24 protein-coding genes, 1 tRNA gene and 1 riboswitch are annotated in these 23,109 nt (G+C 70.5%); of the genes, 14 read left to right on the top strand and 11 right to left on the bottom strand.

The features are described from left to right. Window positions 1-28 precede the first annotated feature (28 nt). Window positions 29-634 carry an RdgB/HAM1 family non-canonical purine NTP pyrophosphatase gene (gene rdgB, locus ACVHNB_RS35755; RefSeq protein WP_428954419.1) on the top strand — a complete coding sequence of 202 codons (606 nt, stop codon included), beginning with the start codon at window positions 29-31 and terminating at the stop codon, window positions 632-634. 55 nt (window positions 635-689) lie between these two features. On the opposite strand, the gene ACVHNB_RS35750 is transcribed toward rdgB, so the two are convergent. The 3 genes from ACVHNB_RS35750 to bcp all read right to left on the bottom strand — a co-directional run bounded on the left by ACVHNB_RS35750 (window position 690) and on the right by bcp (window position 3,062). Further along, window positions 690-773: transfer RNA gene (locus ACVHNB_RS35750), tRNA-Leu, on the bottom strand. Window positions 774-955: 182 nt separating this feature from the next. Next, the gene (gene proP / locus ACVHNB_RS35745) at window positions 956-2,461 is read right to left on the bottom strand and encodes a glycine betaine/L-proline transporter ProP (protein WP_428954420.1); all 1,506 of its coding nucleotides are present in this window, start codon (window positions 2,459-2,461) and stop codon (window positions 956-958) included. A gap of 133 nt (window positions 2,462-2,594) precedes the next feature. After that, window positions 2,595-3,062 (bottom strand): thioredoxin-dependent thiol peroxidase, encoded by a 468-nt coding sequence (bcp, locus tag ACVHNB_RS35740; RefSeq protein ID WP_428954422.1) that lies wholly within the window; start codon window positions 3,060-3,062, stop codon window positions 2,595-2,597. 148 nt (window positions 3,063-3,210) lie between these two features. Between bcp and ACVHNB_RS35735 the strand changes: the two genes are divergently transcribed. The 3 genes from ACVHNB_RS35735 to sugE all read left to right on the top strand — a co-directional run bounded on the left by ACVHNB_RS35735 (window position 3,211) and on the right by sugE (window position 4,438). Further along, window positions 3,211-3,558, top strand: a complete 348-nt coding sequence (locus ACVHNB_RS35735; RefSeq protein ID WP_428954423.1) for a DUF3618 domain-containing protein — start codon at window positions 3,211-3,213, stop codon at window positions 3,556-3,558. Window positions 3,559-3,656: 98 nt separating this feature from the next. Next, window positions 3,657-3,959, top strand: coding sequence for a GroES family chaperonin (locus ACVHNB_RS35730; RefSeq protein ID WP_428957650.1), 303 nt, complete (start codon window positions 3,657-3,659; stop codon window positions 3,957-3,959). 55 nt (window positions 3,960-4,014) lie between these two features. Beyond that, window positions 4,015-4,085, top strand: a riboswitch (guanidine-III (ykkC-III) riboswitch). 32 nt (window positions 4,086-4,117) lie between these two features. After that, the gene (gene sugE / locus ACVHNB_RS35725; RefSeq protein ID WP_428954424.1) at window positions 4,118-4,438 is read left to right on the top strand and encodes a quaternary ammonium compound efflux SMR transporter SugE; all 321 of its coding nucleotides are present in this window, start codon (window positions 4,118-4,120) and stop codon (window positions 4,436-4,438) included. Here sugE and ACVHNB_RS35720 read toward each other — a convergent pair. Continuing rightward, a complete protein-coding gene (locus ACVHNB_RS35720) occupies window positions 4,383-6,797 on the bottom strand; it encodes a transglycosylase domain-containing protein (RefSeq protein ID WP_456226769.1) in 2,415 nt (804 codons plus the stop codon). The genes sugE and ACVHNB_RS35720 overlap by 56 nt on opposite strands. Window positions 6,798-6,949: 152 nt before the next feature. On the opposite strand from ACVHNB_RS35720, the gene ACVHNB_RS35715 reads away from it, so the two are divergent. The 4 genes from ACVHNB_RS35715 (at window position 6,950) to ACVHNB_RS35700 (ending at window position 10,492) form a co-directional block, all read left to right on the top strand. Beyond that, the gene (locus ACVHNB_RS35715) at window positions 6,950-7,753 is read left to right on the top strand and encodes an ABC transporter permease (RefSeq protein ID WP_428957651.1); all 804 of its coding nucleotides are present in this window, start codon (window positions 6,950-6,952) and stop codon (window positions 7,751-7,753) included. A 40-nt stretch (window positions 7,754-7,793) separates the two neighbouring features. Next, window positions 7,794-8,570, top strand: a complete 777-nt coding sequence (locus tag ACVHNB_RS35710; protein ID WP_428954426.1) for an ABC transporter permease — start codon at window positions 7,794-7,796, stop codon at window positions 8,568-8,570. Window positions 8,571-8,588: 18 nt separating this feature from the next. Then, complete coding sequence (locus ACVHNB_RS35705) at window positions 8,589-9,572, top strand: ABC transporter ATP-binding protein (RefSeq protein ID WP_428954427.1); 984 nt, start codon at window positions 8,589-8,591, stop codon at window positions 9,570-9,572. A 71-nt stretch (window positions 9,573-9,643) separates the two neighbouring features. After that, entirely contained in the window at window positions 9,644-10,492 is an 849-nt protein-coding gene (locus ACVHNB_RS35700; protein WP_428954428.1) for a DUF1707 SHOCT-like domain-containing protein, read from the top strand. A 23-nt stretch (window positions 10,493-10,515) separates the two neighbouring features. On the opposite strand, the gene ACVHNB_RS35695 is transcribed toward ACVHNB_RS35700, so the two are convergent. Beyond that, complete coding sequence (locus ACVHNB_RS35695) at window positions 10,516-11,838, bottom strand: SGNH/GDSL hydrolase family protein (RefSeq protein ID WP_428954429.1); 1,323 nt, start codon at window positions 11,836-11,838, stop codon at window positions 10,516-10,518. Window positions 11,839-12,065: 227 nt separating this feature from the next. Between ACVHNB_RS35695 and ACVHNB_RS35690 the strand changes: the two genes are divergently transcribed. The 3 genes from ACVHNB_RS35690 to ACVHNB_RS35680 all read left to right on the top strand — a co-directional run bounded on the left by ACVHNB_RS35690 (window position 12,066) and on the right by ACVHNB_RS35680 (window position 16,102). Continuing rightward, window positions 12,066-13,529, top strand: a complete 1,464-nt coding sequence (locus ACVHNB_RS35690) for a DUF445 domain-containing protein (protein ID WP_456226768.1) — start codon at window positions 12,066-12,068, stop codon at window positions 13,527-13,529. 196 nt (window positions 13,530-13,725) lie between these two features. Then, window positions 13,726-15,195: an MFS transporter gene (locus tag ACVHNB_RS35685; protein ID WP_428954431.1), complete on the top strand. Its 1,470-nt coding sequence runs from the start codon at window positions 13,726-13,728 to the stop codon at window positions 15,193-15,195. 286 nt (window positions 15,196-15,481) lie between these two features. Continuing rightward, the gene (locus ACVHNB_RS35680; protein ID WP_456226767.1) at window positions 15,482-16,102 is read left to right on the top strand and encodes a DUF11 domain-containing protein; all 621 of its coding nucleotides are present in this window, start codon (window positions 15,482-15,484) and stop codon (window positions 16,100-16,102) included. 20 nt (window positions 16,103-16,122) lie between these two features. Here the strand turns inward: ACVHNB_RS35680 and ACVHNB_RS35675 are convergent, their stop codons facing one another. Then, on the bottom strand, window positions 16,123-17,379 hold the full coding sequence (locus ACVHNB_RS35675; protein ID WP_456226766.1) for an MFS transporter: 1,257 nt from the start codon (window positions 17,377-17,379) through the stop codon (window positions 16,123-16,125). A 72-nt stretch (window positions 17,380-17,451) separates the two neighbouring features. Between ACVHNB_RS35675 and ACVHNB_RS35670 the strand changes: the two genes are divergently transcribed. Beyond that, window positions 17,452-18,441 carry a GlxA family transcriptional regulator gene (locus ACVHNB_RS35670; protein ID WP_456226765.1) on the top strand — a complete coding sequence of 330 codons (990 nt, stop codon included), beginning with the start codon at window positions 17,452-17,454 and terminating at the stop codon, window positions 18,439-18,441. A 14-nt stretch (window positions 18,442-18,455) separates the two neighbouring features. Beyond that, entirely contained in the window at window positions 18,456-18,833 is a 378-nt protein-coding gene (locus tag ACVHNB_RS35665) for a VOC family protein (RefSeq protein WP_428957652.1), read from the top strand. Here ACVHNB_RS35665 and ACVHNB_RS35660 read toward each other — a convergent pair. Further along, on the bottom strand, window positions 18,830-19,138 hold the full coding sequence (locus tag ACVHNB_RS35660) for a hypothetical protein (RefSeq protein WP_428954435.1): 309 nt from the start codon (window positions 19,136-19,138) through the stop codon (window positions 18,830-18,832). The genes ACVHNB_RS35665 and ACVHNB_RS35660 overlap by 4 nt on opposite strands. A gap of 209 nt (window positions 19,139-19,347) precedes the next feature. Then, window positions 19,348-19,821, bottom strand: coding sequence for a carboxymuconolactone decarboxylase family protein (locus tag ACVHNB_RS35655; protein ID WP_456226764.1), 474 nt, complete (start codon window positions 19,819-19,821; stop codon window positions 19,348-19,350). 321 nt (window positions 19,822-20,142) lie between these two features. Between ACVHNB_RS35655 and ACVHNB_RS35650 the strand changes: the two genes are divergently transcribed. After that, window positions 20,143-20,814 carry a hypothetical protein gene (locus ACVHNB_RS35650; protein WP_456226763.1) on the top strand — a complete coding sequence of 224 codons (672 nt, stop codon included), beginning with the start codon at window positions 20,143-20,145 and terminating at the stop codon, window positions 20,812-20,814. Between the two features lie 42 nt (window positions 20,815-20,856). Here ACVHNB_RS35650 and ACVHNB_RS35645 read toward each other — a convergent pair whose 3' ends face one another. From ACVHNB_RS35645 to ACVHNB_RS35635, 3 genes are all read right to left on the bottom strand, one after another. After that, entirely contained in the window at window positions 20,857-21,816 is a 960-nt protein-coding gene (locus ACVHNB_RS35645) for a hypothetical protein (RefSeq protein WP_456226762.1), read from the bottom strand. A 187-nt stretch (window positions 21,817-22,003) separates the two neighbouring features. Continuing rightward, window positions 22,004-22,222 (bottom strand): DUF397 domain-containing protein, encoded by a 219-nt coding sequence (locus tag ACVHNB_RS35640; RefSeq protein ID WP_456226761.1) that lies wholly within the window; start codon window positions 22,220-22,222, stop codon window positions 22,004-22,006. After that, entirely contained in the window at window positions 22,219-23,067 is an 849-nt protein-coding gene (locus ACVHNB_RS35635; protein ID WP_456226760.1) for a helix-turn-helix domain-containing protein, read from the bottom strand. The genes ACVHNB_RS35640 and ACVHNB_RS35635 overlap by 4 nt, the downstream gene beginning before the upstream one ends. Window positions 23,068-23,109 lie beyond the last annotated feature (42 nt).

The following is a 23,109-nucleotide window of genomic DNA, read 5'->3' as shown; positions in this document are numbered from 1 at the left end:
GACCCGCGGCGGCGTGAATACTGGAGGCATGACCCGCCTCATCCTCGCCACCCGCAACAACGGCAAGATCGTCGAACTCCGCGCCATCCTCGCCGACGCCGGCCTGCCCCACGAGCTGGTCGGCGCCGACGCGTACCCCGAGATCCCGGACGTCCGCGAGACCGGCGTCACCTTCGCCGAGAACGCCCTGCTCAAGGCCCACGCCCTCGCCCAGGCCACCGGCCTGCCCGCCGTCGCCGACGACTCCGGCCTCTGTGTCGACGTCCTCGGCGGCGCCCCCGGCATCTTCTCCGCGCGCTGGGCCGGCCGCCACGGCGACGACCAGGCCAACCTCGACCTCCTCCTCGCCCAGCTCGGCGACATCGACTCCGCCGAGCACCGGGGTGCCCACTTCGCCTGCGCGGCCGCCCTCGCCCTGCCCGACGGCACCGAGCGCGTCGTCGAGGGCCAGCTGCGCGGCGTCCTGCGGCACACCCCGGCGGGCGCGGGCGGCTTCGGCTACGACCCGATCCTCCAGCCGGACGGCGAGACCCGCACATGCGCGGAGCTCACCGCCGACGAGAAGAACGCGATCTCCCACCGGGGGAAGGCGTTCCGGGCGCTGGTGCCGGTGGTGCGGGAGCTGCTGGGCTGAGACCCGGCCTCGTACGACGAAGGGCGCTCCCGGTGCGGGAGCGCCCTTCTGCGTGTGCGGTCGGAGGGACTCGAACCCTCACGGGATTTCTCCCACCGGGACCTAAACCCGACGTGACTGCCAATTCCACCACGACCGCATTAAAGCGGACATTCCACCTTCCCGGTGCATGTCCCGCCGTCAGTGTACGGGGGCGCCGCCCGGCTCGGGAGCGCGCCGTTGGCCCGCCGCCAAGTTCAGGCCGGAGCCGGACAGTTGGGGCAGAAGCCGGGCCGCCCCGCACGGTATGCGGGGCGGCCCGGCCACGGGAAGCGGAGCAGGTCAGAACTTCGGGGTCGGGGCCTGGGATTCGACCAGGTCCGCCGCTTCCTCTTCCGTCTCCACCGAGGGCGGGGAACCCGCAAGGGGCTTCTGGGCCGTCTCCTTCATGCAGGCCACCGCGATGACGCCGACGAGGGCCGCGGCCATCGCGTAGTACGCGGGCATCATGTCGGTCCCGGTCAGGGAGATCAGCGCCGTGATCACCAGCGGGGTCGTGCCGCCGAAGATCGAGGCGGAGAGGTTGTAGCCGACCGAGAGGGAGCCGTAGCGGACCTGGGTCGGGAAGAGCGCCGGGAGCGCGGCCGACATGGTGCCGAGCAGGCAGACCAGGGACAGGCCCAGCATCAGCATGCCGATCGAGACGGCCCACAGGGCGCCGTTCTTGACCAGGAGGAAGGAGGGGATGGAGAGGACGAAGAAGCCGAGCATGCCCGCCATCAGGAGCGGCTTGCGGCCGAAGCGGTCGGAGAGCTTGCCGACCTGGTTGATGACGCACATCAGGATCACCATCGTGGCGATGAGGATCAGCAGGCCGTGGGTCTCGGAGTAGCCCATCTCGTCCGACAGGTACGTCGGCATGTACGACAGGAGCATGTAGTCCGTGATGTTGTACGCGCCGACCAGGCAGATGCAGAGGATCAGCGTCGGCCAGTAGTCGCGGAAGATCCGGAGCAGGTCGCCCTTGGCGGTCGTCTCGACCGAGGAAGCGGCGTCGGAGGCCTTGTGGGCGGACTCGTCCTCGAGCTTCTGGAAGGCCGGGGTCTCGTCGAGCTTCAGCCGCAGGTAGAGGCCGACCAGGCCGATCGGGCCCGCGACGAGGAACGGGACGCGCCAGCCCCAGGACTCCATGCCGTCGCTGCCGAGCGTGGTCGTCAGGATCGTGACGAGGCCCGCCGCGCCGACGTACCCGGCGAGCGTGCCGAACTCCAGGAAGCTGCCGAAGTAGCCGCGTCGCTTGTCGGGCGCGTACTCGGCGATGAAGGTGGACGCGCCGCCGTACTCGCCGCCCGTGGAGAAGCCCTGGATCAGCCGGAAGACGATGAGCAGGACCGGCGCCCAGAAGCCGATCGAGGCGTACGACGGGATCAGGCCGATGGCGAACGTGCCGACCGCCATCAGGATCATGGTCATCGCCAGGACCTTCTTGCGGCCGATCTTGTCACCCATCGGGCCGAAGACCATGCCGCCGATCGGCCGGACGAGGAACGACACCGCGAAGGTCGCGAACGACGAGATCAGCTGGACCGTGTCGTTCCCGGACGGGAAGAAGACGTGGCCGATCGTCACCGCGAGGTAGGAGTAGATGCCGAAGTCGAACCACTCCATGGCGTTGCCGAGCGAGGCCGCCTTCACCGCCCGCTTGACCGCCGTGTCGTCGGTGACGGTGATGTCGGTGCGGCGCAGGGGCGGATTCTTGCGCCGTCTGACGGCACGGAACAGCGCCCGGTGACGCTTGACCGCCTCCGGGTCGGGCGACAGGGGCCCTTCCTCGGTGTCGGTGGACATGGCGATCCCTTCTCTGGACATACAACGCTTCCAAGGGGATCACTTGCTCGATGGTGGCGGTTGCAAACGAAAGTCCCCGTCGGAGGGGACTTTCGTCACAACATGGGTACGCGGCCCGGCGGCCCGGGATCCGTCAGATGCCCAGGTCCTTGATGATCTTCGCCACGTGGCCGGTGGCCTTGACGTTGTACAGGGCCCGCTCGACCTTGCCGTCCTCGTCCACGACGACCGTGGAGCGGATGACACCGGTGACGACCTTGCCGTACAGCTTCTTCTCGCCGAAGGCGCCGTACGCCTCCAGGACCTTCTTCTCCGGGTCGCCGACCAGCGTGACCTTGAGGTTCTCCTTCTCGCGGAACGTGGCGAGCTTCTCCGGCTTGTCGGGGGAGACGCCGATGACGTCGTAGCCGGCGCCGGCCAGCAGCTCGAGGTTGTCGGTGAAGTCGCAGGCCTGCTTGGTGCAGCCCGGGGTAAGCGCCGCGGGGTAGAAGTAGACGATCGTCTTGCGGCCCTTGTGGTCGGCGAGGGAGACCTCGTTGCCGTCGGCGTCGGGCAGGGTGAAGGCGGGGGCGGTGTCGCCGGGCTGCAGTCGCTCGCTCATGTCGCTCGCATCTCCTCGCGGGTGGGGTGACTCCGGACGAGCGTAATAGGGGTGCCGTGGGGTGAGTGCGGCGCCGAGCTGACAGACTGTCCCCTAGCCGTAACGCAGGACCAGCAAGCAGATTCGTAGCGACCACGGAGGCAGTGCGGTGTCGGACACGTCCAGCACGTCGGATACGCCGGATACGCGGACGCCGGCGCAGATCGAGGCGGACATCAAGCGCCGCCGCGAGACCCTGGCCGAGACGCTCGACGAGATCGGGGTGCGGGTGCACCCGAAGACGATCGTCGGCGACGCCAAGGCCAAGTTCGTGTCGAACGTCGACCACACCCTCGGTCGGGCGTACGTCGGTGCGAATCGGCTCGTCTCCGAGGCGAAGGGCCAGTTCGTGTCCGAGGAGGGCGCGCCGCGTCTGGAGCGGATCGTGCCGGCCGCGCTCCTCGTGGTCGGTGTCGTCGGGCTCCTCACGGTGGCCTCGCGCCGGCGCAAGGGCTGACCCGGCGGCGTACATCCGCGCGAGGGACAGGTAGGTTCGTCGGCGTGAGCGGCAATCTCGACAGACACAGCACCCACGACGACAAGTTGCCCATCCGCATGCTGCACGACCGCGTGCTGGTGCGGCAGGACACGTCGGAGGGCGAGCGGCGCAGTGGCGGCGGCATCCTGATCCCCGCGACGGCGGCGGTCGGCCGGCGCCTGGCCTGGGCCGCGGTCGTCGCGGTCGGGCAGAACGTGCGGACCGTGGAACCGGGCGACCGGGTCCTGTACGACCCGGAGGACCGGGCGGAGGTCGAGGTGCGCGGGGTCGCGTACGTGCTGATGCGCGAGCGGGACCTGCACGCGGTGGCCGCCGACCGGTTCGAGGGCTCGGAGGACTCGACGGGCCTGTACTTGTAGGACGTGGCCCCAGGGGCCCGTGCGGGGCTGGTGACCGTTGTCACCAGCCCCTTTTGTCTGCCCTTTGCTATCTTTGGGGGACCCCGACGAGACGCGCCGTACCGGGATCCGCAAAGACGACGCACCCCTGTTGAGAACCACTGACGGAGGTGCCAGTCATGGCCTGGATCCTGATCGTGATCGCCGGACTTCTCGAGGTCGCCTGGTCGATCGGCATGAAGTACACGGACGGTTTCACCCGGCTGTGGCCGAGCGTGTTCACCGGCGCGGGGATCGTCGCCAGCATGATGCTGCTGTCCTACGCCGCCAAGTCGCTGCCCATCGGTACCGCGTACGGCGTGTGGGTGGGCATCGGGGCCGCGGGTGCGGCCATCGTCGGCATGCTGGTGCTGGGGGAGCCGGCGACGGCCGCGCGGATCTTCTTCATCGGCCTGCTGCTTGTGGCGATCGTCGGTTTGAAGGCGACGTCAGGCCACTGAGCGGGCCGCCCGTGTCCGTTCCGCCGGTGTCCGTGCCGCCCGTGCCACCCGTGCCGCCCGTATCGGTCCCTCCGGTGTCCGTACCGCCGTCTGTGGTGGTGCCGCCGTCCGTGGTGCCTCCGTCGGTCGTCGTCCCGCCGTCCGTGGTGCCCTGCGTCTGCCCCTGGTCCTGGCCCTCGTCGGTGCCGCCGGTGTCGGTGCCGCCGTCCGTGGGACCGCCGTCCGTGGGAGTGCCGCCGGTGTCGGTGCCCGGGTCGTCGGGGGAGGCGGACGTGGCGCCGGTGGTCGCGGGCGGCTCCGACGGGATCGGCACCTCCTCGGCGCCGTCCTCCAGCTCGAGGTCGAAGTCGGTGGCCTCGGTGCCGGCCAGGGCCTTCCTGGTGAACTGGGCCCAGATCTGGGCCGGGAACCCGCCGCCGTTGATCCGCGGCAGGCCGGCCGCGCCGTACAGCGACTTGTGGGCGCCGGTGTCCGGGTCCTGGCCCATCACCGAGACGACGGTGGCGAGGTCGGGGGTGTAGCCCGCGAACCAGGCCGCCGTGTCCTCCTCCGCGGTGCCGGTCTTGCCGGCGGCGGGGCGGCCCGCGGCCTGGGCGGCGGTACCGGTGCCGCCCTCGACGACGGACTGCAGGATCGAGGTGGTGGTGTCGGCGGACTCGCGGCTGACGGCCTGCCGGGTGTCCTGCTCGGGCAGCTCGAGGTCCGTGCCGTCCTTGCTGATGGAGGCGAGGAGGGTGTACCTGCCGTGCTTGCCGTGGTTGGCGAGCGTCGCGTACGCCTCGGTCATGTCGAGGACGCTGGCGGTGGCCGGGCCCAGCGCGATGGAGGGGGTCGCGGTCAGGTCGGGGGTGTTCTGCGGCAGACCCAGGTCGACCGCGGTCCGCTTGACCTCGCCCGGGCCGACGTCGACGGCCATCTGGGCGTACACCGCGTTCACGGACTTGTCGGTGGCGGTGCGCACGGTGATGGGGCCGTAGGAGACGTTGTCCTCGTTCTCGGGGGCGTAGTAGCCGCCGTCCCAGCCCTGCACGGGGCGCTCGTCGGTGCCGTCGTAGACGGTGTTGGGGGTGATGACGCGCCCGTCCTGCGTGGTCGAGCCGTTCTCCACGGCGGACGTGAACACGAAGGGCTTGAAGGTGGAGCCGACCTGGTAGTCGCGGCGGGTGGCGTTGTTGACGTACTGCTTCGTGTAGTCGATGCCGCCGTACATCGCGAGGACCTTGCCGGTGGCCGGGTCGATGGCGGCGCCGCCCGCGCGGACGTTGCGGTCGGCCTTGCGGGCGTCCTTGTCGATCTGCGACATCAGCTGGTCGTCGACGGCGTCCACGAAGGCGTCCTGCTTCTTCTTCTGCAGGGTGGTGGTGATGCGGTAGCCGCCGGTGGCGAGGGTGTCCTCGTCGAGGATCTCGTTGTCGGTGATGAAGTCCTTCACCGCCTGCACGATGTAGCCGCGCTGCCCGGACATCCCGGCGGGCCCCTTCGCCTCGTCCGGCACCGGGAACGTCATCGTGGCGCGGTCGGCGGCGGAGAGCCACTTCTCCTTGACCATGCCGTCCAGGACGTAGTTCCAGCGGGCCACGGCCTTCGCCTTGTTCTCCGGGTGCGCGATCACGTCGTACGCGCTGGGGGCATTCAACAGCGCCGCCAGATAGGCGCTCTGAGCGGCCGTCAGGTCCTCGACGTCGACACCGTAGTACGCCTGGGCGGCGGCCTGGATGCCGTACGCGTTGCGCCCGAAGTAGCTGGTGTTGAGGTAGCCCTCCAGGATCTCGTCCTTGGTCGCCTCCCGGTCGAGCTTGATGGAGATGAAGAACTCCTTCACCTTCCGGGAGACCGTCTGCTCCTGCCCCAGGTAGTAGTTCTTCACGTACTGCTGGGTGATCGTGGAGCCGGACTGCTTGCCCTTGCCGGTGACCGTGTTCCAGGCCGCGCGCAGCATCGCCTTCGGGTCGATCGCGGACTCGCTGTAGAAGTCCCGGTCCTCGGCGGCGAGCACGGCGTGCTGCGTCGTCCTGGAGATCTGCGCGAGCCGTACGTTCTCCCGGTTCACCTCGCCGTCGCGGGCGATCTGGGTGCCGTCGGCGTACAGGTACACGTTGGACTGCGCGGTCGCGGCCGAGTTGGCGGGCGGGATGTCCACCAGGGCGTAGCCGAGCGCGAACAGGCCGACGCAGAGCAGGACGAAGCCGATGACGGTGCCGAGGAGCATCCGCCAGGTCGGGATCAGGCGGCGCCAGCCCTTGCGCTTGGGGCGCTTGGCCTTGGCCTTCTTCGTGCCCGGCCCGGTCGGCGCCGGCTGTTGCGATGGCTCGGGCGTGGGCTCGGGCTGCGCAGGCTGGGGCGGCTCGTCGCTGCTCATGTCCTGTGGAACTCCTGATTCGCGTCGCACGTCACGTACGCCTCGTATGACACATAAGCCTCCTACATCACCCAGAAAATGCGTGGCAGGCGTCGCCCGCACTGACTAGGCTCCTGCGCTTCGGCCTATTCGAGGGGGCAGGCGTGGGAGCAGTGCGGCTGTACGGGGCCGTCGCCGCCGGGGCCTTCCGGCGTTACGCAACGTATCGCGGGGCCACCTTCGCGGGGGTCTTCACCAACACCGTCTTCGGCCTGATCATCGCGTGCACCTACATCGCGCTCTGGGACGAGCGGCCCCACCTGGGCGGATACGACCAGGCGCAGGCGCTCACCTATGTGTGGGTCGGTCAGGCGATGTTCTCGGTGATGCTGCTCGGCGTGCCGAACGGGTTCGAGACCGAGCTGGCGGAGCGGATCCGCAGCGGCGACATCGCCGTCGACCTGTACCGGCCGGCCGATCTGCAGGCCTGGTGGCTGGCGCAGGACCTGGGGCGGGCCCTCTTCCAGCTGCTCGGGCGCGGTGTCGTGCCGATGGCGGTCGGCGCCCTGGTCTTCCAACTGGCGCTGCCGACCGATCCGTTGAGATGGCTGGCTTTCCTCGTCTCGGTGACGCTCGGGGTGGTCGTCAGCTTCGCGCTGCGCTATCTCGTGGCGCTGTCCGCGTTCTGGTTCATGGAAGGGAGCGGGGTCGTGCAGATCTACGGGATCACGGCCACGTTCTTCTGCGGGATGCTGCTGCCGCTGAACGTCTTCCCGGGGGCGATCGGAGACGTGGCCCGCGTCCTGCCGTGGTCGGCGCTGCTCCAGGTGCCCGCGGACGTCCTGATGGGCACGCACGACGGCCGCGGACTGCTCGGCAGCTACGCCTTCCAGGCCGCCTGGGCCGCCGGACTGCTCGGTGCGGGCCGCCTGCTGCAGACCACGGCGACGCGACGGGTGGTGGTGCAGGGTGGCTGACCGCACGGGGCAAGTCCGGGACGGAGCACGGTCGTTCGGCATGATCAGCGCGATGTGGATCCGCTCCACGATGACCTACCGCGCGTCCTTCCTGATGACGGCCTTCGGCAACTTCGCCGCGACCGGCCTCGAATTCGTCGGCATCCTGCTGATGTTCTCCCAGGTCGACCGGCTCGGCGGCTACACGCTGCCCGAGATCGCCTTCCTGTACGGGACCTCGGGCGCGGCGTTCGGACTCGCCGACCTGTTCGCCGGGTCGCTGGGGCGGATCGGGCAGCGGGTGCGGGACGGCACCCTCGACGCGTTCCTGGTGCGGCCCGCGCCGGTGCTCGCGCAGGTCGCCGCCGACCGGTTCGCGCTGCGCCGCCTCGGCCGGGTCACGCAGGGCCTGATCGTCGTGGTGTGGTCGCTGCTCGCGCTGGACGTCGCGTGGACGCCGCTGAAGGCGCTGCTGGTGCCGGTGCTCCTGGTGAGCGGCGCCGGGATCTTCACGGCCGTGTTCATGGCGGGCGCGGCGTTCCAGATCGTGGCGCAGGACGCGGCCGAGGTGCAGAACGCGGCGACGTTCGGCGGCAACGCCATGCTCGCCTACCCGCCCACCGTCTTCGGCGACAACCTGCTGCGCGGGGTCACCTTCGTGCTGCCGCTGGCCTTCGTGAACTGGCTGCCGGCGCTCTACATCCTCGGCCGCCCCTACCCGCTCGACCTGCCGCAGTGGGTCGCGTTCGCGCCGCCGCTCGTGGCGGCCGCGTGCCTGGGCGCGGCGGGCCTCGTGTGGCGGTCGGCGCTGCGCGCGTATCGCAGTACGGGAAGCTGAACGGAACGGGAGGGCTTGGTGGTTGAGGGCGAGGCGTTCATCGAGGTGGACGGCGTCGAGAAGGTCTTCGACGTACGGCGCAAGGTGGGCTTCATGCGGCGGGAGCGGCGCGAGGTGCGGGCGGTGGACTCGCTGACGTTCGCGGTGCCGCGCGGCGAGATGGTCGGCTACATCGGGCCGAACGGGGCCGGGAAGTCGACGACGATCAAGATGCTGACGGGCATCCTGACACCCAGCGCGGGCCGGCTGCGGGTCGCGGGCATCGACCCCTCGCGCGAGCGCTCCCGCCTCGCGCACCGGATCGGTGTCGTGTTCGGGCAGCGCACGACGCTGTGGTGGGATCTGCCGCTGATCGACTCGTACCGGCTGATGCGGCGCATGTACCGGATCCCGGACGGGCGGTACGAGGAGAACCTGGCGCGCTGCGTCGAACTCCTGGAGCTCGGGGACCTGCTGGAGGTCCCGGTGCGCCAGCTGTCGCTCGGGCAGCGGATGCGCGGGGACATCGCGGCGGCGCTGCTGCACGACCCCGAGGTGCTGTACCTGGACGAGCCGACGATCGGCCTCGACGTGGTGTCGAAGGTCAAGGTGCGGGGCTTCCTGCGGGACTTGAACGCGGAGAAGGGCACGACGGTCCTGCTGACGACGCACGATCTGACCGACATCGAGCAGCTGTGCCGGCGGGTCATGGTCATCGACCACGGGCGCCTGATGTACGACGGCGAACTGGAGGGCCTGCACCAGGCGGGCGGCGGCGCCGTCGAGCGCACGCTCGTCGTCGACCTGGAGCGGGAACTGCCGCCGCTGGACGTGGAGTTCGCGCGGGTGGTGAAGGTGGAGGGGGCGCGGCAGTGGCTGGCGTTCCCGGCGGGGCAGTCGGCGGCCCCGCTGGTCGCCGCGATCGCGGAGCGCTGCCCGCTGGTGGACCTCTCCGTCCGGGAGCCGGACATCGAGGCGGTGATCGCCCGGATGTATGCCAGGGACGCGTCCGGGGTGGTGTGACGGGGCGGTGGGCGTGCGGATGTGTGGCAGGGACACTTCCGTCACGCCCGAGCGCCCGTACGCTGAGGCGTATGACCGACGAATCGCTTCCCGAGCGTTCCGATGTGCCGTCCGCTCCCGATCTGCGGGCCTCCGACGCCGACCGAGAGAAGGTCGCGGAACGGCTGCGTGACGGGCTCGCCGAGGGGCGGCTCGACATGGAGGAGTTCGAGGAGCGGCTCGAAGCGACGTACAAGGCGCGTACGTACGGGGAGTTGGCGCCGCTGACCCGGGATCTGCCCGGCGCCGGGGTGAGCGCCCCGGTGAACCTTGTGAAGGAGCCGCTGCCCGAGGGCGCCGTGGACTGGCCGGCGCGGATCGGCGGTGAGGCCACCTCCACGTGGGGCGTCGGCGTCATGTCCGGGTTCCAGCGCAAGGGGCGGTGGACGGCGCCGCGGCGGTTCACCTGCTTCGCGTTCTGGGGCGGCGGCGAGATCGATCTGCGCGAGGCGAACTTCGAGGACCGCGAGATCGTCATCAACTGCGTCGCGGTCATGGGCGGGATGAACGTGGTCGTGCCGCCCGGCGTCGAGGTCGTGGTGCGCGGCATCGGCATCATGGGCGGCTTCGACCACAGCGAGGAGGGCGTGCCGGGGGATCCCCGGGCGCCGCGCGTGGTGGTGACCGGCTTCGCGTTCTGGGGCGGCGTCGGTGTGGAGCGGAAGGTCACGCGGGCGGAGCGGCAGCGCCTGAAGGAGGAGCGCCGCAGAGAGAAGCTCGACCGCAAGGCCGAGCGGCTCCAGGAGCTGGAGGGGCGCCGCGACCGGCACCATCACCTGCACGCGGACCGGATGGACCGGCACCGCGAGCTCCTGGAGGACCACCTCGACCGCATCGAGGAGCGCAGGGAGCGCCGGGAGCGCCGCCGGAACCGGGACTGACCGGGAGCGGCGCCCGACAGGACCTAGAGCTCGGCCCCGGTGGATCCCCGCAGGGCCGAGAGGTCGAACGTCTCGGCCATCCGCTGGTAGCCCGCGTCGCTCGGGTGCAGGTGGTCGCCCGAGTCGTAGCGCGGCAGCAGCTTGCGCGGGTTGTACGGGTCGCGCAGCGCGCGGTCGAAGTCGACGTAGCTGTCGTAGACCTTGCCGCCGCGGATCGCCGCGTTCACGCCCTGGCGGACGGCTTCGAGGTGCGGCTCGTACCCCCGGTGCCCCTCGAACGGCATGAGGGTCGCGCCGACCACGCGCAGGCCGCGCGTGTGCGCCTGGCGGACCAGCTCCCGCAGGCCCTCGACGATCTCGTCGGGGTCGGTCTGCTGCGGGTTGCGCAGGATGTCGTTGATCCCGAGGTCTATGACGACGGCGCGGACCCCGGTGCGGCCGAGCGCGTCCCGGTCGAAGCGGGACAGGCCGCTCGGGTTGTTGGCGGGGCGGCCGAGGCCGTCGGACAGCACGCGGTTGCCGCTGATGCCCTGGTTCACGACGCCGTAGCGCGGGGCACCCGACTCCGAGCGGAGCCGGTCGGCCAGCACGTCCGTCCAGCGCCGGTTCGCGCCCATCGTGGAGGTGATGCCGTCGGTGAGCGAGTCGCCGAGGACGACGACGGTGCCCTCGGCCTCGTGGCTGAGCACGTCGAGCGCGGTCAGGTAGCGCCAGTACGGGCTCTGCTCGGTGTACTGGACGCCGCTGGGGTCCTCGGTGAGGTCGCCCTGGGCCACGTACGACATCTGCCGGGCCTGCGGGTGGTAGGTGACCGGTCCGGACGGCGTCGGCGAGTACGTGGTGACCAGCATGTCCGCGTCGCGCGGCACGCGCAGGCGCGCGGCGTCGCTGACGACCTGCTGGCCGGCCGGGATGACGACCGAGGTGTTCCCGGAGAACGTCAGACGGCGCACGGTGCCGGCCAGTGCCGTCGGACTGTTGGGCGCCGAGGCCACGGCCACGGAGGCGTGCGTGATGCTGAGGGGCTGCTGCCCGTACAGATTGGAGAGGGTGATGCGGGCACCGGTGCCGCCGATGCTGGTGTGCACGACGTTGCGGATGGAGCGGCCGAAGAATCCATTCGTCTCCGTGCCGGGCTCGGCGCCCGCGGGGGAGGCGGACCAACTGCCCGCCCAGGTACCGGTGGAGGCCGGAGCGGCCGACCCGTGCGGGTGGGCACCGCCCGCCTGGACGGAGCCTTCGTCGCCGCGCAGGACGCCGGAGAAACCGACGTAGATGGCGGCCGAGATCACTACGGCGACCGCGACGAGCGCGGCCAACAAGGCATAACCGTGACGCCTGGCCATGCGGTGTGTGTCTCCTCGGGCAGGGGGAGCCCGAGGCTCCGGTGTGATGAACCCATGATGCGTCATGGGACGGGACGAGGCCGACACTGCCCCCCTCCGATCACTCAGACGCCGGGAACTTGTGGTTCGTTCCAGGAGTAGGTCAGGAAGGGACAATGTGTGAGGCGAATGACATCTGACGGACGCACGGACGTGGAGCGGGCGATGACCGGGACGGAGCGGGCCGGATGGCCGGCGGCGTAGGGAACGGAACGGGCGGGGCGGACGAAGCGGGCACGTCCGCGGCGAAAGGCGGGTCCGCGACGGAGGGCGGAAGCGGGCCTGTGCTGGAGGGCGGAGGCGGGCCTGTGCTGGAGAAAAGGGGCGAACCGGACACCGGGGAGTATGCCCGCCCCACCCCCGCCGAACCGCGCGCCGCCCGTCGCTTCACCGGCGAGTTCAGCCCCGCCGACGAGGAGAAGCGGCGCGGTGTGCGCCGGATGAAGACGACGGCGACCGGCCTGCTGGTCCTCGTCGCGGTCGTCTACGTACTGGCGACCTGGGCGGAGCACTCCGGGGCCGGCGCCTGGGCCGGATACGTCGCGGCGGCCGCCGAGGCCGGCATGGTCGGCGCGCTCGCCGACTGGTTCGCGGTCACGGCCCTCTTCCGCCGCCCTCTCGGCCTGCCCATCCCGCACACCGCGATCATCCCGACCAAGAAGGATCAACTCGGCGTATCGCTCGGCGAATTCGTCGGTGAGAACTTCCTGTCCGGCGATGTCGTCCGCGACCGGCTGCGCGCCGTCGGCATCGGCTCCCGGCTCGGCGCCTGGCTCGCCGAGCCCGAGCACGCCGACCGTGTCACCGCCGAGCTCGCCACGGCCCTGCGCGGCGCCCTGACGGTGCTGCGCGACTCCGACGTCCAGGCGGTCGTCGGCGAGGCCATCACGCGCCGCGCCGACAACGCGGAGATCGGGCCCGGCATCGGGAAGATGCTGGAGAAGGTCGTCGCCGACGGCGGCCACAAGCGGGTCGTCGACCTGGTGTGCGCGCGGGCCCACGACTGGCTCGTGCTGCACTCCGACTCCGTCATGGACGCGGTGCAGGGCGGCGCCCCCGGCTGGACCCCCCGCTTCGTCGACAAGCGGGTCGGCGAGCGCGTCTACAAGGAGCTGCTGCGCTTCGTCACCGAGATGCGGGACATGCCGGAGCACCCGGCCCGCGGCGCCGTCGACCGCTTCCTGAAGGACTTCGCGGGCGACCTCCAGTCCGACACCGACACCCGGGCCCGCGTGGAGCGCCTGAAGTCCGAGGTGCTCGGCCGCTCCGAGGTGCAGGACCTGATCGCCTCCACCTGGTCCGCGGTCCGCTCGATGATCGTCGCGGCCGCCGAGGACGAGCGCAGCGAGCTGCGGCTGCGGGTCCGGGCCTCGCTGCTCTCGCTGGGGCGGCGGATGGCCACCGACGCCAAGGTGCAGGGCAAGGTCGACGGCTGGGTGGAGGGCGCCGCGGTCTACGTCGTGACGACGTACCGCGCCGAGATCACCTCCCTGATCACCGACACGGTGGCCGGCTGGGACGCGGAGCACACCTCACGGAAGATCGAGGCGCACATCGGCCGTGACCTGCAGTTCATCCGGATCAACGGCACGGTGGTGGGGTCGTTGGCGGGGTTGCTGATCTATGCGGTGTCGAAGGGGTTCGGGGCGTAGCCGGATCAAGCCCCTGAGGCGGTCGAGGAGCGGCGTCCGGGGCGGAGCCCCCGGACGGTGCCGCCCGTCGCGGGCCGGGGAGGGGGACGGACGGCGGGCGCGGCGCACGTGGCGGCTGCTCGCCCAGTTCCCCGTGTCCCTGGCGGGGCACTCGTGCGGGGACACCTAGACCGTTCCCTCGACGAGGAGGGCGCACATGTCCCTGGGGCACCAACAGCACCGCACGCCCGCCGGCGGCACCGTCACCACGGCCGTCCCCGCCCGCCTGGACCGCCTCCCATGGTCCCGCTGGCACTGGACCGTGGTGATCGGGCTCGGCACCGTCTGGATCCTCGACGGCCTGGAGGTCACGGTTGTCGGCAACATCGCCGGGCGGCTGTCCGAGTCCGGCAGCGGTCTGCCGATCTCCGCCGGGCAGGTCACCGGCATCGCCGCCGCCCTGTACGTGGCGGGCGCCTGTTCCGGCGCCCTCTTCTTCGGCTGGCTCACCGACCGGTTCGGCCGCAAGAAACTGTTCCTGCTGACCCTGGCCGTCTATCTGGCGGCGACGGCCCTCACCGCGTTCTCGTTCTCCACCTGGTGGTTCTTCCTCTTCCGGTTCTTCACCGGCTTCGGCATCGGCGGCGAGTACGCGGCCATCAACTCGGCCGTCGACGAACTGATCCCCTCCCACTACCGCGGCCGCGTCGACCTGATCATCAACGGCAGCTTCTGGCTCGGCGCGATCGGCGGCTCCCTGCTGTCGATCGTCGCGCTCGACACGGACCTGTTCGCGAAGGACGTCGGCTGGCGGCTCACCTTCGGCCTCGGCGTCGTACTCGGCCTGGTCATCCTCCTCGTACGCCGCAACGTCCCGGAGAGCCCCCGCTGGCTGTTCATCCACGGCAGGGGAGAGGAGGCCGAAGCGCTCGTGACGGAGGTCGAGGACCGGGTGCGGGCGCAGCGCGGCGGGCGCGAACTCCCGCCGCCCGCCGGGGAGATCACCATCCGGCAGCGCAAGAGCATCGGCTTCCTGGAGATCGCGCGCACCGTCTTCCGCGACTACCCGCGCCGCACCACGCTGGGGCTCGCCCTCTTCATCGGGCAGGCGTTCCTCTACAACGCGGTCACCTTCGGATTCGGCGCGATCCTCACGACGTTCTACGACGTGCCGACCGGTTCGACCGGCTCCTACTTCGTGGTCATCGCGGCCGGCAACTTCCTCGGACCGCTGCTGCTCGGCAAGCTCTTCGACACGGTCGGGCGCCGCATCATGATCTCGTCGACGTACCTGCTGTCGGGCCTGCTCCTCTTCGGCACGGCCTGGCTGTTCGACCGCGGCTCGCTGAGCGCGACGACGCTGACGGTCTGCTGGTCGGTCGTCCTGTTCTTCGCCTCCGCGGGCGCGTCCAGCGCGTATCTGACCGTCTCGGAGATCTTCCCGATGGAGACTCGCGCGATGGCGATCGCCTTCTTCTACGCGGTCGGCACGGCGGCCGGCGGCATCAGCGGCCCGCTCCTGTTCGCCGACCTCACCGGGAGCGGCAGGGTCGGTGACACGGTGCTCGCGTTCCAGGTGGGCGCCGCGCTGATGTGCGCGGCGGGCCTGGTCGCGGCGGCGCTCGCGGTGCGGGCGGAACGGCGGTCCCTGGAGGATGTGGCGCGGCCCCTGTCGGCGGTGTCGTAGTTGGTAAATCCAGCGCAAAATGTCGCATCCGGTACATAAGTCAAAGGTCCCGAGGCGTATTTGCCTGCGAAGTGAGGAACTGCCGCATGTTCAGGGGCGGGCCGGTCCGCCGGAACACGGGCCGGGGCGCCGGCGGAGACGCGGGCCGAGGGGCGAAAGGCTCCCGCCCCGGGACTTCTGCTCGCCGCGGCCGTGCCGCGGGCTCGGCAGGGTTGGTGCAGGTCGCACCGCGGACGGTGCGACCTCGTCACTTCCCCCGACTCGTTCGCACGAAAGGCCGGCCCTCATGGCTCACCGCCCCGCCCGCACCCGTTCCCTCCGCCGTCGCGGCGCCGTCGCGCTGCTGGCCATGGCCGGAGCGGCCGGCGTGTCCGTCGCCGCCACCGGGGTGGCCTCCGCGGACCACGGCGGCAACTACGGCGACTCCTGGGTCAAGCGCTACGGCAACGGCTACGCCGACAACTGGACCAAGACCTACGACAAGGACCACGGCAAGCCCTGGGGCGGCGGCACCACCGGCCGGCAGCAGCTCGCCGACGTGCGCATCACCGCCTCCGGCCCGTCCCACCTGGACCACGGCCAGGAGCAGCGCTGGGTCGTCGAGGTCACCAACAGCGGCACGGCGACCGCCAAGAACGTGCGGTCCAGCACCACCATGCCGAACGGCATCACGTACGTCGCCCACCGCATCAGCCAGGGCCACGCCTCGGAGAGCCTGACCGGCGACGGCCGCATCGTGCTCACCATCGGCGACCTCGCGCCCGGACAGACCGTCCGCCTCGAAATAGCCGGCCGCGCCCCCTCCTACGGCGGCGGCACCGTACGCCTGGTGAACACCGTCACCACGAGCAGCCCCGAGTCCAGCACCGGCAACAACACGGCCACCGTCCCCACCCGCATCGCGTAGCGAGCCGCGGCAGTAGGGCTCTACGCGGTCAACTGGCGCTCGGGTGCGACCTGCTGGCGCTGCCCACGGTCGATGACGAGCGCGAGCAGCGCCGCCCCGGCGCACAGCACCCCCGCCCCCACCCACACCAGGTCGTACGACCCGAAGACGTCCCGCACCGCGCCCCCGACGTACGCCACCGAACCCGCCCCCACCTGGTGCGCGGCGCTGACCCAGCCGAAGACGACCGGGGCGCCCGTGCCGTAGTGGGCGCGGCACAGGGCGATCGTCGGCGGCACCGTCGCGACGTCCAGCAGGCCGAAGGCGACGGTGAACGCGACGAGCGGCGGATCGACCGTGGCGCTCAGCAGCAGCGGCAGCGCGAGCAGGCTCGCCCCGCGCAGCGCGTAGTACGCGGCGAGCAGCCGCCGCGGGTCGAACCGGTCGGTCGCCCAGCCGGAGGCGACCGTCCCGGCGACGTTGAAGATCCCGATGAGCGACAGCAGCGAGGCGGCGACGGTCACCGGCATGCCGTGGTCGTGCGCGGCGGGCGCGAAGTGCGTCCACATGACGCCGTTCGTGGAGGCACCGCAGACGGCGAACGTGACGGCCAGCAGCCAGAAGGGGCCGGTACGAGGGAAGTTGACGGTGCCCTTGGCGCGTACGAGGACGGGTCCGCCTGTGACTCCAGCTGTGGCTCCGGCTCCGGCTTCTGCTCCGGGATCGCGTACAGCCGCGTACACGAGGGGCAGAGCGCCCGCGGCGGCGAGCGCGAGCCCGTAGGCGGCGGCCTGCCACCCCCACCCGTCGATCACCCACGACAGCAGCGGCAGGAACACGAACTGCCCCACCACACTGGCCGCCGTGAGCAGCCCGGCGACGAGCCCGCGCCGCGCCACGAACCAGCGCTCCGTGACGGTGGCCGCGAAGGTGGTGGCGGTGGCCCCGGTGCCGAGCCCCACCAACACCCCCCAGTACAGGGTGAACTGCCAGGGTGCGGTCATGGTCGTGGTGAGCAGCGCCCCGCCCCCGACGAGCACGAGCGCGCCGGCGGCGACCCTGCGCATGCCGATCCGGTCCATGAGGGCGGCGGCGAGCGGCGCGGTCGCCCCGTACACGATCATGTTCACGAGCGAGCCGAGCCCGATCGCCGAGCGCGACCAGCCGAGTTCCTGGTGCAGCGGCCCCACGAGCAGCCCCGCCAGCGTGCTGAACGCACCGGCGACCACGATGGCGAGCGCGGCACCGGCCGCGACGACCCACTTCCTGTCCATCCCGTCCAGGGCGATCTTGTCCATGCCTCCGACGATGCGCCGGGGCGGCCCGCCCGCACGACTGGCCAGATGGCCATGCTGTGAAAGAATCTGGCCATGAGTGGGACGAGTGCGGGGCGGCCGGCACCGAGGCAGTCGGTCGCGGTGCTGGTCAGGGACGGTGTCCTGCCCATGGAACTGGGCCTGGTCCACCAGCTGTTCGGCACGGCCCGCGACCCGGCGACGGGCGAGCGCCTCTACGACGTCCGCACCTGCGCCCCGCGCCCCGGCCGGATCCGCACGGACGCCGACTTCCCCGTCTACGCGGAGCACGGCCTGGAGGCACTGGAGCGCGCGGACACGGTCCTGGTCCCGGCGTCGCACGAGACGGACGAGTCGCTCGGGCCGGGCTCCCCGGAAGGTGACCTGGCGGCGGCGCTGCGGTCGGTCCGCGGCCGGGTGGCATCGATCTGCACGGGCTCGTTCGTCCTGGCGGCGGCGGGCCTGCTGGACGGCCGCCGGGCGACGACGCACTGGATGTCGTCGGAGCTGTTCGCCCGCACGTTCCCACGGGTCACGGTCGATGCGGATGTCCTCTACGTGGACGAGGGCGCGGTACTGACCTCGGCCGGCGAGGCGGCCGGGATCGACCTCTGCCTGCACATGATCCGCACCGACCACGGCGCGGCGGTCGCGGCCGAGGTGGCGCGCCGCACGGTGGTCCCGCCGCACCGGGAGGGCGGGCAGGCGCAGTACATCCGGCGCCCGGTGGAGGAGGCCGGGCTGACCTCGACGTCGGGCTCCCGCGCCTGGGCCCTGGAGCGGCTCGCCGAGCCGCTGACCCTGGCGGATCTGGCGGCGCGGGACGCGATGTCGGTCCGTACGTACAACCGCCGCTTCCGCGAGGAGACGGGTCTCACGCCGATGACCTGGCTGTCGCGCCAACGGGTCGACCGGGCGCGCGAGTTGCTGGAGCGGACGGATCACACGGTCGACCGCGTGGCGGCGGAGACGGGCTTCGGCACGGGCGCGTCGCTGCGGCAGCACTTCCAGGTGGTGCTGGGTGTGTCGCCGGGGGCGTACCGGGCGACGTTCCGGGGACGATGAACCGCATGACTGAGATGAACGAGGCCCGCAGGGCAGTACCGAACGTGGCCGTGGACGGCGAGGAGTCCCTCGCGGCGAACCGTGCCTTCTACGGCGCACTCGGCTTCGAGGAGGTCATGGACCTCGGCTGGGTGATGACCCTGGCGTCCCCCGCCCACCCCACGGCCCAGATCAACTTCATCGAGCAGGGCGGCCCCGCGCTCGTCGTACCCGACATGAGCGTGGAGGTCAGCGACGTGGACGCCGCCTACGCGGCCATGCTGTCGGCGGGCGCCGAGATCGTCCGCGACCTGCGCAACGAGGAGTGGGGCGTGCGCCGCTTCTTCGTCCGGGACCCGCAGGGCCGGGTGGTGAACGTGCTGGGCCACGCCCCGGCCGGGGACAGGTCCTAGGCGGCCCTGCGGTCCACGAGCACGTACGACGCGGCGGCCACGGCCCCGGCGACGCCGAACACGGCGGGCCAGGCGCCGACCTTCTTGGCCAGCGGGTGCGACCCGGCGAACGCGGCGACGTACGCCCCGGTCAGCGCCCCCGCGACCTTCCCGCCCCGCGTCTTCGTCCACTGCGTGGCGGCGGCCGCCCCGGCCACCGCGAGCACGGCCCCGCCCAGCTGCCGCTTCTTGGTGAAGCGGGCGGTGGCGTAACCGCCGATCAGGCCGGCCGCGGCGATGGGGGCGGTGGGAAGGGGACGGGCCATGACAGGGGCCTCCTGGGGTCGTGGAGCTCCGGGCGAGTCGCCATGCATACGGTGCATCGGCTGACGCCGTTCGACCCGTTCGGCTTCTTCGACTCGTTCGACGCCATTTGTGAGGCTACGCCGGGCGGTACGGCGTACGGCGGGAGGGGCCGGGATGTGCTCCGGGTCACGACCCTTCCCGCCCCGGAGCCCCGGCCCCGCCGCCCCGCTCAGCCGAACATTCCGGGCTGGTAGTCCCCCGCGGGCTGCTGCACGATGACGTTCAGCCGGTTGTAGGCGTTGATGACGGCGATCAGCCCGACGAGCGCGACGAGCTGGTCCTCGTCGTAGTGCTTGGCGGCGTTCGCCCACACCTCGTCACTGACCCCGCCCGCCGCGTCGGCGATCCGGGTCCCCTCCTCGGCCAGCTCGAGCGCGGCCCGCTCGGCGTCGGTGAACACCTTGGCCTCGCGCCAGACAGCGACGAGATGGAGCCGCTGGGCGCTCTCCCCGGCGTGCGCGGCGTCCTTGGTGTGCATGTCGGTGCAGAACCCGCACCCGTTGATCTGGCTGGCCCGGATCTTCACGAGCTCCTGAGTGGCATGCGGCACCCCGGCGTCACCGACGACCTTGCCCGCGCTGTTGATGTGCTTCATGAACTTACCGGCGAGCGCGTTGCCGAACATGTCGAGTCGAGCGTCCATGGCGGTCTCTCCTGTGTCTGCGTGGTGGTGGTTGTTTGCGCCTACGCCTCGATGACGGAGCGGGGCGGAGAGATGTGACGGCTCTCGGATGTGACGTGGGCCACTGCCGGGTGTCGGGCTGGCCGGGTGTCGGACTGACCCGCCCACGAACCTTTGACATCTCCGGCACGGCGCGCCCGTATCGCGGAACTAGGATCTTGATCCTTGCCGCCCGCGCCCTGTCACGGCAGACAGCCGCCCGGGGCAGCACCCGTGCGAGGCGAATGCGGTGTCGGTGTGAAAGCGGTAGACGGAGACAAGGGGCTCTGCCGCGCTGAGGGCATGCGCCGGCACGCAGCTCGACTGCTCGGCACGGACGACGTGCGCACCATGTACTTCGTGCACGGCCGCAGCGATGCCTGGGACTGCGAGCGGGCCGTGCCCAACAGGCCCGTCGTCTTCCGCCGCCACGCCCTTGCGTACTGGCTGTTCATGCCGCTGTGGCTGCCGTGGTGGTGCGTGGCCATGCTGACGGAATCACCGGGCCTGTTCCTCATGAACAGATCGCTCCCGTCGGGTGCCGGCCGCCGCGCCGAAGCGGTCGCCAGGAGCCGGGGCAGGATGACGCACCGGCACTTCGGCGGCTGGCAGAGCGACGCCGGCACGTTCCTGAAGTCCCTCCAGCCGCGCTCGCGCTGCGACTTCCACACCGTCCTGGTGGTGACCGGCTCCCAGCTGGCGGTGATCTACCTCGACGCCTCGCTCCGCAGACTGGAGCGCCCCGAGGCGGCGGAGCTGGGCTTCGTGACCCCGCTCGCGTCCGTCCCCTGGGTCCGCGACATCAGGGAGGCGGACTGCGACGAGGACTACGAGATCGGCTTCGCGGACGGCTCCTGGCAGGCGGCACGAATGACACCGCTCGACAAGAAAGCAGTGCTGTTCGGCGAGGCCATGCCCCATGTCATCGATCACCGAGAGCCGATCCCCGACTTCGTGGCTACCGACAGCGACTGAACCGACGGCTGACCGGCGTTTCACGGGCGGTGCGCGGGCGATTTATGGGCGGCGCACGGGCACCCGCACCCGATCCCGCAGAACGCGTCGCACTTCGCTGTACCCGGAGTCACCGCTCTCTGCGACGGCGAGCTGCTTCTCGGGACCGCCGCTGTCGGCACAAGCCCGACAGGCCCCCGACTCTCGTCCCCACGGCAACGGATCCCGGCACTCGACACACTCAAAAACCCGCCGCCAGGCCCGCTTCCGAGCGGGCCGCTTACGGCTGAGCCGGTCGCCGATGAGCCGCGCCGCCGAGTACACCTGGCTGGGCAGCCCGGCGCTGACGGCATCAACAACATCGGAGGCGGAGGCCCCACGCTCCAGCCAGACACCGACTTCGGCCGCAAGCGCCTGCACACTCCGCTCGGACAGCCGCAGCCGTGGATCGACGGATGCGAGACGACGAAGGATGCGGGCGCCTTCGTCGGTGTGTGGATCTGTGACCTGCGGCGATGTGGCCCGCGGCGCCGCGATCGGTACTGAGGCGTGAGTGGCGGCGGCCCTGGCGGGAGGGTAGGGAGGGTTCTTCTCCCCGTCCTTGAGAGAGTCCATCTTCCCGCCAGGGAAAAACGCGCCCGCGTCCCCGGTTCCCACCCGGCTGGGAACCGGCTTACTGGGAGCAGGAGTTCGGGCGTCGGCCGCAGCGGGCGAAGTCGAGGCCGATCCCGGAACCTCGTACACGTCGACGGAGGAGATGATCCGCCGCGTACCTCGCTCCCGCTCGGTCCGAGTAACCCAATACCCGCACTCCCGCAGCTCCTTGACGGCCTTGGACACGGCGAGCCGCCCCTGCGGGAACCCATCGCTCAAGGTGCGTACGTTGACCTGCACGCCGCTGGGCAACGACAAGACGTAGACGAGGATGCCGCGCGCAGTATGGGACAGACGCGGATCGCGGATGGCCTTATTGGCAATGACGGTGAAGTCCCGCTCATGCCGAGGCATACGATGAATCTGCATGGGGAGTGGAGTCTCCTGATGCCGGACCCCCGGAGGTTGGCGCCTCGCGGGGGTCACCTGTGTGTGGAGTTGTTCACGGTTAGGTGATACCTACTCGACGGAGAGTGACACAGGTGGTCCGGTAGGTGCAATCTCTGGCCTGCGCTTCCAACTGCTCGGCATGCGGTCCGAGTTACGCCGCTTTGGGTCAGCGAACCGAGCGTACGAACTCGCTCCAGGCTTGGGTTCCGAAGGGGATGATGTCGCCGCTTGCCTGCTTGGAGTCGCGTATGAGCACGCTGTCTCCTGTGTAGACGGCGCACTCCAGGCACTCGCCGCCAGCTCCGTTGCTGTACGACGACCTGAACCAGCCGAGTGGCTCGCCGATGTCCGAAGCGGCTTGGCCTGGGGCGTGGTGAGCGGTCATCGGGTGTACTCCTTGACGACGTTCTCGATCATCTGAAGGGAACGAGCGGGGCTCAGAGCGGCTGCCCTCAGCCCATCGAAGGCCCGCGTGTACTCGCGAACATGGTGCTCCCCTTCAAGGTAGACGGCGTCGGTGATGCCGTCGCGATAGACGATGTCGGGGTCCTCTTGGTCAGGGAAGCCGAGGATCGTGAATGCCCCGGTAACCGGCCTGGTTCCTGAGTCGAACGGGAGTACTTGCAAGGTTGTGGACTGCAATGCCCCCATATCCAGTAGATGTTCAAGTTGGGTGCGCATGATCGCTTGGTCGCCGACGACATGTCGTAGGGCGCCTTCGTTGATCACGAACCATGCATCGGGAGCGCCCTCCTGGGTCAACATCTCTTGGCGTGCGATCCGTACGCGGATCGCACGCCGCGCATCAGCCGGAGTCATGTGCGAGCCGCTGAAGTGCAGTTCGGTCATGTAGGAAGCCGTCTGCATCAGGCCGGGTACGAGCTCGCATTGGTACTGCCGGAACGAGGACGCTGCTTGCTCCAGCCCGATGTAGATGTTGAACCACTCGGGCACGCCTGATCCGTGAACCTGCCACCAGCCTTTGGTTTTTGCCTGCCGCGCCAACGACTTAAGGAAGTCGCGCATGTCGTCGGTGGTCTCGTAGAGGCGACACAGAGCCTCCACGTCGGACGGCTGCACCCGACCATGTCCGGTTTCCATCCGGTTCACCTTGGAGGCGCTCCAGTCCACCGCGGCCCCAACTTGATTGCAGGTCAAGCCACTTGACTCGCGGAGCTTCTTCAGCTCGATCGAGAGTCGCCGACGCCGCGCGGTCGGTGATCCAGCCATCTCGACACCCTCCTCGGTAGCGGAGCCAAGTCTCTGCGCCAA

This window comes from Streptomyces sp. YJ-C3, from assembly GCF_053891275.1.
The sequence above is the reverse complement of the archived record's forward strand: the minus strand, read 5'-3'. Positions and strand labels throughout refer to the sequence as shown.

Coding starts and splice junctions, on each gene's coding strand:
- ACVHNB_RS35650 (WP_456226763.1), top strand. CDS start 20,143: ATGCGCCGGCACGCAGCTCGACTGCTCGGCACGGACGACGTGCGCACC.
- ACVHNB_RS35635 (WP_456226760.1), bottom strand. CDS start 23,067: ATGGCTGGATCACCGACCGCGCGGCGTCGGCGACTCTCGATCGAGCTG.
- ACVHNB_RS35690 (WP_456226768.1), top strand. CDS start 12,066: ATGGCCGGCGGCGTAGGGAACGGAACGGGCGGGGCGGACGAAGCGGGC.
- ACVHNB_RS35665 (WP_428957652.1), top strand. CDS start 18,456: ATGAACGAGGCCCGCAGGGCAGTACCGAACGTGGCCGTGGACGGCGAG.
- rdgB (WP_428954419.1), top strand. CDS start 29: ATGACCCGCCTCATCCTCGCCACCCGCAACAACGGCAAGATCGTCGAA.
- ACVHNB_RS35720 (WP_456226769.1), bottom strand. CDS start 6,797: ATGAGCAGCGACGAGCCGCCCCAGCCTGCGCAGCCCGAGCCCACGCCC.
- ACVHNB_RS35675 (WP_456226766.1), bottom strand. CDS start 17,379: ATGGACAAGATCGCCCTGGACGGGATGGACAGGAAGTGGGTCGTCGCG.
- bcp (WP_428954422.1), bottom strand. CDS start 3,062: ATGAGCGAGCGACTGCAGCCCGGCGACACCGCCCCCGCCTTCACCCTG.
- ACVHNB_RS35730 (WP_428957650.1), top strand. CDS start 3,657: ATGCTGCACGACCGCGTGCTGGTGCGGCAGGACACGTCGGAGGGCGAG.
- ACVHNB_RS35685 (WP_428954431.1), top strand. CDS start 13,726: ATGTCCCTGGGGCACCAACAGCACCGCACGCCCGCCGGCGGCACCGTC.
- ACVHNB_RS35695 (WP_428954429.1), bottom strand. CDS start 11,838: ATGGCCAGGCGTCACGGTTATGCCTTGTTGGCCGCGCTCGTCGCGGTC.
- ACVHNB_RS35700 (WP_428954428.1), top strand. CDS start 9,644: ATGACCGACGAATCGCTTCCCGAGCGTTCCGATGTGCCGTCCGCTCCC.
- ACVHNB_RS35680 (WP_456226767.1), top strand. CDS start 15,482: ATGGCTCACCGCCCCGCCCGCACCCGTTCCCTCCGCCGTCGCGGCGCC.
- sugE (WP_428954424.1), top strand. CDS start 4,118: ATGGCCTGGATCCTGATCGTGATCGCCGGACTTCTCGAGGTCGCCTGG.
- ACVHNB_RS35660 (WP_428954435.1), bottom strand. CDS start 19,138: ATGGCCCGTCCCCTTCCCACCGCCCCCATCGCCGCGGCCGGCCTGATC.
- ACVHNB_RS35655 (WP_456226764.1), bottom strand. CDS start 19,821: ATGGACGCTCGACTCGACATGTTCGGCAACGCGCTCGCCGGTAAGTTC.
- proP (WP_428954420.1), bottom strand. CDS start 2,461: ATGTCCACCGACACCGAGGAAGGGCCCCTGTCGCCCGACCCGGAGGCG.
- ACVHNB_RS35645 (WP_456226762.1), bottom strand. CDS start 21,816: ATGCAGATTCATCGTATGCCTCGGCATGAGCGGGACTTCACCGTCATT.
- ACVHNB_RS35640 (WP_456226761.1), bottom strand. CDS start 22,222: ATGACCGCTCACCACGCCCCAGGCCAAGCCGCTTCGGACATCGGCGAG.
- ACVHNB_RS35670 (WP_456226765.1), top strand. CDS start 17,452: ATGAGTGGGACGAGTGCGGGGCGGCCGGCACCGAGGCAGTCGGTCGCG.
- ACVHNB_RS35710 (WP_428954426.1), top strand. CDS start 7,794: ATGATCAGCGCGATGTGGATCCGCTCCACGATGACCTACCGCGCGTCC.